At 66.1% G+C, this 9779-nt stretch carries 9 protein-coding genes and 1 pseudogene; 2 read left to right on the top strand and 8 right to left on the bottom strand.

All coding sequences use genetic code 11. From position 1 onward, the window contains the following. Positions 1 to 129: 129 nt before the first annotated feature. The 6 genes and pseudogenes from KZA10_RS17670 to KZA10_RS02775 all read right to left on the bottom strand — a co-directional run. Positions 130 to 312, bottom strand: a pseudogene (locus tag KZA10_RS17670) (ATPase); the annotation flags it as partial. A gap of 657 nt (positions 313 to 969) precedes the next feature. Beyond that, positions 970 to 1908 (bottom strand): carbohydrate kinase, encoded by a 939-nt coding sequence (locus KZA10_RS02795; protein ID WP_218682121.1) that lies wholly within the window; start codon positions 1906 to 1908, stop codon positions 970 to 972. Then, positions 1902 to 3413 carry a glycoside hydrolase family 32 protein gene (locus KZA10_RS02790; protein ID WP_218682120.1) on the bottom strand — a complete coding sequence of 504 codons (1512 nt, stop codon included), beginning with the start codon at positions 3411 to 3413 and terminating at the stop codon, positions 1902 to 1904. Before KZA10_RS02790 ends, KZA10_RS02795 begins: the two co-directional genes overlap by 7 nt. A 36-nt stretch (positions 3414 to 3449) precedes the next feature. Then, the gene (locus tag KZA10_RS02785; RefSeq protein ID WP_055876214.1) at positions 3450 to 4283 is read right to left on the bottom strand and encodes a carbohydrate ABC transporter permease; all 834 of its coding nucleotides are present in this window, start codon (positions 4281 to 4283) and stop codon (positions 3450 to 3452) included. A gap of 7 nt (positions 4284 to 4290) precedes the next feature. Next, positions 4291 to 5226: a carbohydrate ABC transporter permease gene (locus KZA10_RS02780; RefSeq protein ID WP_200935179.1), complete on the bottom strand. Its 936-nt coding sequence runs from the start codon at positions 5224 to 5226 to the stop codon at positions 4291 to 4293. Then, the gene (locus KZA10_RS02775; protein ID WP_218682119.1) at positions 5226 to 6608 is read right to left on the bottom strand and encodes an extracellular solute-binding protein; all 1383 of its coding nucleotides are present in this window, start codon (positions 6606 to 6608) and stop codon (positions 5226 to 5228) included. The genes KZA10_RS02780 and KZA10_RS02775 overlap by 1 nt, the downstream gene beginning before the upstream one ends. A gap of 195 nt (positions 6609 to 6803) precedes the next feature. On the opposite strand from KZA10_RS02775, the gene KZA10_RS02770 reads away from it, so the two are divergent. Both KZA10_RS02770 and KZA10_RS02765 read left to right on the top strand, forming a co-directional pair. Continuing rightward, positions 6804 to 7829, top strand: coding sequence for a LacI family DNA-binding transcriptional regulator (locus KZA10_RS02770; protein ID WP_218682118.1), 1026 nt, complete (start codon positions 6804 to 6806; stop codon positions 7827 to 7829). Between the two features lie 131 nt (positions 7830 to 7960). Then, the gene (locus KZA10_RS02765; RefSeq protein WP_218682117.1) at positions 7961 to 8713 is read left to right on the top strand and encodes an SDR family NAD(P)-dependent oxidoreductase; all 753 of its coding nucleotides are present in this window, start codon (positions 7961 to 7963) and stop codon (positions 8711 to 8713) included. Between the two features lie 3 nt (positions 8714 to 8716). On the opposite strand, the gene KZA10_RS02760 is transcribed toward KZA10_RS02765, so the two are convergent. Together KZA10_RS02760 and KZA10_RS02755 are read right to left on the bottom strand one after the other, a co-directional pair. Further along, a complete protein-coding gene (locus KZA10_RS02760) occupies positions 8717 to 9034 on the bottom strand; it encodes a metalloregulator ArsR/SmtB family transcription factor (RefSeq protein ID WP_258185819.1) in 318 nt (105 codons plus the stop codon). Next, the gene (locus tag KZA10_RS02755; RefSeq protein WP_218682116.1) at positions 9031 to 9513 is read right to left on the bottom strand and encodes an SRPBCC domain-containing protein; all 483 of its coding nucleotides are present in this window, start codon (positions 9511 to 9513) and stop codon (positions 9031 to 9033) included. Before KZA10_RS02755 ends, KZA10_RS02760 begins: the two co-directional genes overlap by 4 nt. Positions 9514 to 9779 lie beyond the last annotated feature (266 nt).

The raw sequence follows: 9779 nt of genomic DNA, 5'->3' as shown, positions 1-9779 counted from the left end.
GAGTGAGCATGCAGCGACTCAACGAGGAGAGCTTGGAATCGCTCATCGTCACTCAGATGAGCGAGGGTGGCTGGACCGCGGGGGCACCCGGAGACTACGTCGCTTCCTACGCGATCGATCTGGAGCATTGTCGGGGTACTCGATGAGCACCGTGACCAGGGTCGCGCCATCCTCCTCGTACAGGTTCAGGTCGTTGAGCGTCTCGACAGGCATGCCCTGCATCCGCTCGGTGCTGACCGCGCGACGCGGGGCGTCGATCAGGAGCGCCTCCCCCTCGAAGCCGAACGGCTCCCCCTCGGTGTCGCCGACCGGCGCCGGCGTTTATCACCTGCCGAACGGCAGCGGAGGCTGGCTTCTGACCGCTCCAATCGTCGCGAATGAATGGTTCTCCACCCGCAACAGCACACTGAGCCACCACCTCGCACCGATCGTTCGGCTACTCAAGTCCTGGAACCGCGCTCACTCCAAGAGGATGCGGTCATTCCATCTCGAAACAGTTGCAGCAACAATGTTCAGCTCTCTAGGGAGCAACTACCGCGACGGATTGCAGAAGTTCTTCGAGTGGGCACCGAGCTACCTGCACGTCAATGCCCCTGGTGGACAAGGAGGCGACCTCAGCTCGTATCTGAGTCGGAGCGCTCGACAAGACCTGCTCACGTCGCTCTCCTCGGCAGCAGGACGCGCCAAGAAGGCGAACGAGGCGGAAGCGCGTGGCGACCACGCCGAGGCGAAAAAGCAGTGGCGAATCATCCTCGGCGACTCATTCCCGACCGGTTAACGGTAGGTCGCTCGCTATTTGAAGTCGCTCCATCCGGTTAAGAAGCTCGCGAGCCGTGCGGTAACAGGCGAGACAGAGCCTGATGAGCAGCGGACCAATTTCATTGAGCCGAGCTCCTGACGCTGGATGTCATCCCACTCCGATTCCGACATGCATGTGACACTGACACCAGGCCATCACACGACCCCGCGTCAGGACACCGAACTGTGCGCCAACTCGTCCAGGTGCGGCGGGGCAGCGCCGGTGCGAGACACCGCGACGGCCGCACTGGCGAGCGCAGTGTCGACGACTCGCTCGAGCGCCCTCAGGAGATCGGCGTCGGGGGCGAAGACCTCGGCGGTGAGCACCGAAACGAGGCCCCCAGAGACGAGTCCGTAAACGAGGCCGGACATGAAGGCGTCACCGGCACCGATCGTGTCGACCACGCTCACCGGGATCGCCTGCCTCGTCACCGGCCGCCCACCACCCGCGATCGCGAGGGTGCACCCGATGCCACCCCTCGTGACAACGGCCATCCTGGCACCCCGAGCGAGCAGGTGCGCGAGCACATCATCGACAGCGCGACCGGGGTAGAGCCAGTCGGCATCCTCGTCGCTGAGCTTCACGACGTGCGATGCGGCCATGATCGTCTCGACGCGCGCCACGGCTGCAGCTCGCGGTCGGAGAAGCGCCGGCCGGATGTTCGGGTCGTACGTGCGCAGAGTGCGGCTCGAGACCGTTCGGAGCATCGCGCGGACGGCGGTCGCCCCGGGTTCGAGCGACGCACCGATCGACCCGACGTGGATGACGTCGGCCTCCGCCGCCTCGACGATCGCGGTCGACTCGGACAAGGTCCATTCGATGTCGAAGTCGTAGACGGCCGCGCCGTCCGTGCCGATCACGGCGGTGGCACGAGAGGTGCACTCCCCGCCCCTGAGACTCGCCGCGGTCAGAGCGACGCCCTCACGGACGAGATGCTCGCCCAGCATCCGACCGTACTCGTCGTCTCCGATCCGGGTGAGAAATCTCGTATCGATCCCCAGCCTGGCGAGGCCGATGGCCACGTTCATGGGCGATCCGCCCGGGTGGGGCACGCCGTCGACGACATCGACGAGAGCTTCACCGACGACGAGGCAGCGGGTGGTCAGCATCCCCGCTCCGCGACATCGGCGCGCGCCCCGCGCAGCGTTCCTCCGATGACTGCCACGGTGTACGTGCGCGGCGACGCGACGGGGACCAGCGCGGTGAGCACCCTCTCGCCGTTCTGGGCGAACAGCTCGATGGACGACACCCGCTCGTTCAGATCGTCGATCCAGAGGTCCCATCCGACCTCGCGCGGCCGGTCGAGACGCATCGACGGAGACCTGTGAAAGCCCAACGGCATCTTCTCGCCGGAGCGGACGAGTTCGATGCGTCCGCTCGTACGGTCCTGACGGATCACGACCCGACCGTCATCCGATGCCGACTCGATGTGCAGCTCGACGCTCTGCGCATCGCCGAACGTCGCGGTGAAGCCGACCCGCGCGGCTCCGGCTACCCCTTCGGCGAGCACGACGCTGCCGGCCACACCGGCGAGGTCGATGCTCTCGCCGGGATCGAGGTCGACCGCCGGGTGCTGCCGCAGGCGTTCGGCCCCCACTTCGTCGCGCGTGAGCGAGAGCCGGCGAGGTAGCGTCATCGCACTGCGGTGTTCGTCGGAGTCCCCACCCGGTATGCGACCGGCATACTCCCAGTTGTCCATCCAGGCGATGAGCGTCCGCTCGTCGCGAGCCAGACCGTCGAACGTGACACCGGCATAGCAATCGGGTCCGAAATCGATCCAGCCATAGCGTTCGAGCTCGTCGCGGGACTGACTGCCGTCTCTCAGCAGCTCCCGCGGCGGAGCGGGGTGGGGAACGGAGGCGCGGAATGTCGTACCGTCGAAATCGCCCACCACGTAGTGCGTCCCCGAACCGCCCGCGATACCGCCGGGGTTGAGGCTGATCAACAGCACCCAGCGCACATCGTCGTCATCGCCGTCGACCGCGAGCGGAAACATGTCAGGACACTCCCACACACCGCCGACCGGGCCCGCGGGACCGTACGACGAGAGGAAGGTCCAGGTCGTGAGGTCGTCGGAGCGGTGGAACAGCACCTGGCGGTCTTCGGCCTCGACCGCGACCATCACCCAGTACCCGTCCCCTCCGTCGTCGTACCGGAACACCTTCGGATCGCGGAAGTCGCTCGTGCCGCGGTCGAGCACCGGATTACCGTCGTACTTCGTCCAGACGTACCCGCCGTCCGTGCTGTATGCGAGAGCCTGCGCCTGGCGTCCAGGCGCAGCTGCCGTGTAGAGCGCCACCAACGCCGGATCCTGGTCGGTGCCGAAGCCGGAGGTGTTGCCGTGATCGACCACGACGGAGCCGGAGTAGATCTGCGCCGTGTCGTCCCACAGGATCGCAGGGTCGTGCTCGGTCCATCGCAGGAGATCGGCGCTCGTCGCATGCCCCCAGCTGAGGTTGGCGTGTTCGACACCCTGCGGGTTGTACTGGAAGTACAGGTGGTACAGGCCATCGTGGAAGACGAGACCGTTCGGATCGTTCATCCAGTTGTTGCGCGGAGCGAAGTGCATGCGCGGGCTCGTGGTGCGGACCGGGGGAAGGTCAGTGAGGGTCACCGGGGCAGTCGTCTTTCTACTTGATGGGGGCGTGCGTCACTTGCCGACGCCCGCTGTGAGTCCTTCGCGCAGCGGCTTCTGCCCGAAGAAGAACACCAGGAGCGCAGGGATCATCGAGAGGATCACGCCGGCGAGCACCGTCGAGATGCTGCCGGTGCCGAGGTTGCCCTGCAGCGTCACGAGTCCCAGTGGCAGGGTGAAGTTCTGATCGCTGATGGTCATGATGAGCGGTCGGAAGAACTCGTTCCAGTGATAGTTGAAGGCGAGGATGCCGACGATCGCGAGAGCCGGCGTCGCCAGCGGCAGGTACACGCCGAAGAACGTGCGCCAGGGGCCGGCACCATCGAGCTGAGCGGCCTCACCCAGTTCCGTCGGGATGCCCATGAAGTACTGCCGCATCAGGAACGTGCCGAATGCGGTGGGCAAGGCGGGCACGATGAGCGCCAGGAGGGTGTCGGCGAGGCCCATGCCCCTCACCAGCATGAACACGGGCACGATCGTGACCTGCAGCGGGACCATCATGGTCGCGAGGATCAGGGCGAACAGGATCTTCTTGCTGCGGAACTCGAACTTGGCGAAGACGTAGCCCGCCATCGCGGCAGAGAGCATCTGCCCCGCTGCGACGAGCATCACCACGAGCGCGCTGTTCCAGGCATACAGCCAGAGCGGGATCTTGGTGAAGACGTCGGCGAACGCACCGAATCCGACCGTGACCTCTTGTGTGACGCTGTCAGTGGGCGAGAGCGCCGTGACGAGGGTCCACACGACGGGCCCGAGAGTGAGGAAGGCCGCCAACCCCAGGATGACGAACTTGCCACCCGTGCCGAGGCTGTGTGCCCACGAGCGCTTCGTGATGATTGTCGTAGTCATGATGGCCTCACCCGTAGAAGACGAATCGGCGGCTCAGCCGGAACTGGATGGCCGTGACGAGCATGATGAGAAGCGTCAGCACGATTCCGATGGCGGAGGCGCCACCGAAGTCGAGCTCCCGGAAGGCGGACTCGTAGATCACCATCACGGCGGTTCGGGTCTCATCGCCGGGCCCGCCGCGGGTGAGCACCCACGGCTGATCGAAGATCTGCAGCGCGTTGATGATGGCCATGACCGATGCGACCAGCAGGGTCGGGCTCACCAGGGGCAGCGTGATCATGCGGAACTGCGTCCACCCGGCCGCGCCGTCGAGCGACGACGCCTCGTAGACCTCGCTCGGGATCGCGGCGAGCCCTCCGATGAAGAGCAGGAACGTGAAGCCGAAGTTCTGCCACACGTAGACCAGCAGCACCACGACCTTCGCCCCGAAGCCGGTCGTCAGCCACCCGACGTCGGCGATGCCGATCAGGTTGAGCGTCTGGTTCACGAGCCCGAACTCCTGATTGAACAGATAGGCCATGATCAGGGAGACAGATGCGGCCGACAGGATCAGCGGGAAGAACAGCGACGACCGGAAGAAGGTGCGCAACCACGTCGGCATCTTCGATTGCACGAGGATGGCGAGCACCAATGCGACCGTGAGCTGCAGGATGACCGCCACGATGACGAAGCCGATGGTGTTCAGGAACGACACGCGCACCGTCGGGTTCATCGCGAGGTCGACGAAGTTGTCGACTCCGACGAACACCGGATCGGAGATGATGTCCCAGCGGAAGAACGCCAGGACGAACGATCCGACGATCGGCACGAGGTTGAACAGCCCGAGGCCGATCAGGGTGGGTGCCAGGAAGATCCACACGATCGCGCGCCCGGATCGAGCTGTGGTGCCGGTCTCGCCGCGTGCTCCCGGCGGAACGGTGAGGGTGCGAGTGCTCTCCGACATCATCGTCCTCCCAGCGCGATCTCGAGATCTCGCTGCATCGTCTCAAGGCCCCGGCGTACGCCGGAAGGACCGTTGGTGATGGTCGACACCACGTTCTTGAGCAGGGCCGACTCGACTGCGGCCTGCTGCGGCGGGGCCGGCATCGGGCCGGTGTCGGGGAACTTGTCGAGGGTGTCGTAGAAGACTTCCCAGTGGGCAGGCCCCACCCCCGCGCCGTACAGCTCGGCGTTGAGCGAGCGGCGGGGCAGAGAAGAGTCGGGTCGCGGGTGGGCGATCTTCATCCCTTCCACCGAGACGCAGTACTTGAGCCACTCCCAGGCCTCGTCCTTGCGCGGCGAGGTCTCCATGATCGCGTAGCCGCCCGCGCCGAACTGATGCCGCTGTCCCGACATCCGCGGGAAGTAGGTGACGTCATACGCGTCGTTCGCGACGCCTGCCTCTTCGAGGCCGCGCACCCAGAATCCTCCTGCGGGTGTCATCCCGACCGAGCCGGTTGAGAACAGCGAGACCAGCTCGTTTCCACCGCCCTGCGCGGGGTTCGCCGCAAGGCCCTCCGAGACCATGCGCTCCAGCACGGAGAAGCTCTCGACGGCATGCTCGTTCAGAGCGTCGGCCTGCTTCCACACGTAGCCTCCGCTGCGGGACGGCTGGTCGGGGTAGAAGCGATCCCAGAACCAGTCACCTCCGCCTGCCTTCTCTTCGCGCAGGAAGCTCGTGTTGTTGACGTAGAGCCACGGCACGACACCACCCCAGAGCCGGTTGTTCCAGAAGTACGGGAGGAACTGCTCGGGAGCGCTCTTCTTCATGGAGCGGGCCGTGGTGAGGAACTCCTCCAGAGTCCAGTTGTCGGCGGGGCGTTCTAGCCCCGCGCGCTCCATGGCCTGGGTGCTGTAGAAGACGTTCGCCGCGTTGAAGTTGTCGGGCATCTGGAACAGGCTGCCCTGGTACATGAACGCCTCGATGAGCGTCGGATGCACGTCGTCGAAGTACTCCTGCATCTCGGCCGCGTCCCTGCGCACGAAGTCATCGAGCGGGTGCGCGAGGCGCGAAGCGAAGAGCTGCGAGCCCTCGGTCGCGACCGTGACGACATCCGGGGGCGTGCCCGCCGCGATCATCGTGAGGATCTTCGCGAAGTACTCGCTCCAGTCCTGACCCTGGATGGCGACGATGCGCACCTCGATGCCGGGATGCTTGCGCTGGAATCCGTCGATCAGCGACTGACGCGCCACCGCGTCCTGCGCCGTGCCGAAGAGGGCGACCGTCAGAGTGTCGGTGCCGCGACCCGGGATGTCGGATCCGGTGAGCCGCGGCCACGAGACCACGGTGCCGACGATGCCCAGTCCGATCGCCCCGAACAGCGCCCTGCGAGTGAGATCAACCACGATGTTCTCTCCTGTTTTCGTGACTCCGCAGGCGGGAAGCTGTATCCGCACGGAGATGCTGAATTGATTCAGCACGCCGACATTAGCATCGCGGACCGGGGGCTGCAAGCAGTTTGCTAAATCAATTCAACGCTTGTGGTTCCGCGGGAGCGCCCGCACTGCCTAAGCTGGAGATGTCACGACGGGAGGAAGCCGGTGCCGAAGAACGTCGATCGCAGGCCGACGCTCGCCGATGTCGCCGCGCTCTCGGGCATGTCGAAGACCGCCGTCAGCATGATCCTGAACGACCGGCCGGGTTCGCGCCTCTCCGCCGATGCCGCACGCAGGGTCCGCGCCGCCGCCGAGGAGCTCGGATACCGACCCAATCCCGCAGCTCAGAGCCTGCGGCTCGGCAAGACGAAGACGCTCGGCTTCATCTCCGACCAGATCACGGTGACCCGCTACGCATCCGAGATGATCCGCGGCCTCCTCTCCGCAGCCAAGGAGCACGACTACACCGTTCTGATCGCCGAGACCGAGGGCGATGATGCGAAGATCGCGGATGAGATCCAGGCGATGATCGATCGGCGCGTCGACGGCATCCTGATCGGGTTGCTCGGCGCCCGCATGATCGATGTGCCGCAGACGCCGCACGACGTACCTGTCGTGATCGTGAACGGCACCTCGACGACGGAACATGCCTCGGTGCTCCCCGACGAACGCACCGCCGGGCACGCGATGGCGAAGCTGCTCACCGACGCCGGACACCGACGGATCGGCGTCATCGGCAACAACCCCCGCGCGGTCTCGTCACCGCGCCACTCGGCCACCATCGGCCCCCGATTCGACGGGATCCACGCCGCCTTCGCCGAGGCAGGCATAGAACCGGTCGTCGTCGACGTATCCGACTGGAACCCCGACGTCGGCTACACGCAGACGATGCGGATGCTCGATGCCCACCCCGATCTCACCGCGATCCTGGCCGGAAACGACGGAGTGGCATTCGGGGCGTATCAGGCGATCGCAGAGCGCGGACTCACGGTGCCGCACGACATCTCGGTCGCGTCGTTCGACGACGAAGAGCTGGCGAGCTTCCAACGACCGGGGCTCACGACCGCGCGCCTGCCCTACGACGTGATCGGGCGCACCGCGGTCGAGATGCTGCTCGGCGACCGCCCTCTGAGCGCGATGCTGATCCCCATGCCCGTCATCGTCCGCGCCTCCATCCGCCACCTGAGCTGACGCACGAGGCGCCGACGTGCGGCATCCATTCACGTGAATCCACCCCCGTCTTTCAGGCGTAGGCTGGAGAGAAGGACGGACCGTCCGAGAAGATCTCCCGGCACCGTGCCCGCCCGGAAGTGGAGTCACTCGTGGCTCAGTACGACGTCTCGAACCGCTCAGCGATCGTGACGGGAGCAGGAAGCGGAATCGGTCGCTCGACCGCCCTCCTGCTGGCGAAGAACGGCGCATCGATCGTGGTCAACGACCTGAATGCGGATCACGCGAATGCGGTCGTCGAGGAGATCCGCGCGGCCGGCGGCACGGCCGAGGCTTCGGTCGGCGACGCGACGGATGCGGCGTGGATCGCGTCTTCCATCGAACTCGCGAACTCGCTCGCGCCCCTGCGCATCGGCGTCAACAACGCCGGCATCGGCGGTGCCACCGCTCCGACGGCCGAGTACGAGGACGAGGCCTGGGACAAGGTCATCGCGATCAACCTCAACGCGGTCTTCCGCAACATGAAGGCGCAGATCCCGTCGATCCTCGCGAACGGCGGCGGCTCGGTCGTGAACATCGCCTCCATCCTCGGCAGCGTCGGCTTCGCCGGCTCCCCCGCCTACGTCACGGCCAAGCACGGCGTGGTCGGGATGACCAAGTCGGCGGCGCTCGAGTACTCCGCCAAGGGCGTGCGCGTGAACTCGGTGGGCCCCGGCTTCATCGACACCCCGCTGCTGGCGAACATGGGCGACGAGGCGAAGGAGTTCCTCGTGAGCAAGCACCCGATCGGCCGCCTGGGGCAGGCAGACGAAGTCGCGAACCTCATCGCCTTCCTCGCGAGCGACGCGGCGAGCTTCATCACCGGCAGCTACCACCTGGTCGACGGCGGATACACCGCCCTCTGAGACCTACAGCCCCTCCGCGATCTCCTTGATCGCAGCGAGACGACGATCCCACTCGCGTCCGATCGCGTCGAGCTTCGCCGCCGTGGCGGAGAGCTCGGTGCCGACGACGCGGAAGCGCACCTCGCGCCCCACCGGCACGGACTCCACGAGCCCCACCTCCTGCAAGATCGCGAGGTGCTTCGCGATCGCCTGGCGAGACACCGGAAGGCGCCCGGCGAGGGCGGATGCCGAAGCATCCCCCTCGCCGAGAGCCGTCAGGATGCTCCAGCGTGTCTCGTCCGCGAGTGCCGCGAACATGGGCAGCAGGGCTTCTGAGATCACGCTTCGCCCTCCACCAGTGCCACCATCTTGTCCAGCTCCAGGTCCCAGCCCGTGCGATGCGACTCGAGGTTGGCCCGTGGCTCGGACGTGCGCTCGAAGCCGCTCTCGACGACCGTGAGCCGCGTGCCCCCATCCACCTCTTCGAGAGTGAAGGTGAACACGGTCGAGGTCGACTCGTCGATGCTGTCCGGCAGCTTCCCGAGGGCGTCGTCGTTGTTCCAGCGATAGGTGATGCCCCGCGGTTCGTCGTACTCCTCCACGCGAAGGGGAATCACGTCGTAGTCCGGGAACGTCATCGTGCCGGTCGCGCCGACACCGGCGCCGTCGAGCACGGTGCGCCCGAACCAGCGGGAGATGTGCTGCGGCTCGGCCACGGCACGCCACACCTTCTCGACGGGTGCCGCGATCTGGATGCTTCGCCGAACCGAGAACGACTCCTCGTCGACGACGGATGCCTCGTTGTGGGTCATGCTCACCATGATGGGTCCTTTCGGGATCTCCCGCATGTTCCGTCGACCGGTCGGCCAACCGCAACCCCAGGGTTGCACATGCGACCCTGGTGCGCAACCCTCAGGTTGCACTAATCCCCTCACGTCGTGCCACTTGTCGGAGGAAATGACGGATGCAGGAGGAATCGCCGTGCGGGCTCCCTGCATGCGTGCATCCTTCCGACATGTGAGCCGTCCGCGCCGGACCGCACGCCCGACGCCTTCCGTCGGCCCGTCCGTCCGTCCGACGCCGCCCG

The organism is Microbacterium sp. BF1 (assembly GCF_019279095.1).
Lineage (GTDB): Bacteria > Actinomycetota > Actinomycetes > Actinomycetales > Microbacteriaceae > Microbacterium > Microbacterium maritypicum.
This window is presented reverse-complemented; position numbering and strand designations above follow the sequence as displayed.

Excerpts from the sequence above, each read along its gene's own strand:
- KZA10_RS02795 (WP_218682121.1), bottom strand. The coding sequence starts at position 1,908 with ATGCTGACCACCCGCTGCCTCGTCGTCGGTGAAGCTCTCGTCGATGTC.
- KZA10_RS02785 (WP_055876214.1), bottom strand. The coding sequence starts at position 4,283 with ATGACTACGACAATCATCACGAAGCGCTCGTGGGCACACAGCCTCGGC.
- KZA10_RS02780 (WP_200935179.1), bottom strand. The coding sequence starts at position 5,226 with ATGTCGGAGAGCACTCGCACCCTCACCGTTCCGCCGGGAGCACGCGGC.
- KZA10_RS02755 (WP_218682116.1), bottom strand. The coding sequence starts at position 9,513 with ATGGTGAGCATGACCCACAACGAGGCATCCGTCGTCGACGAGGAGTCG.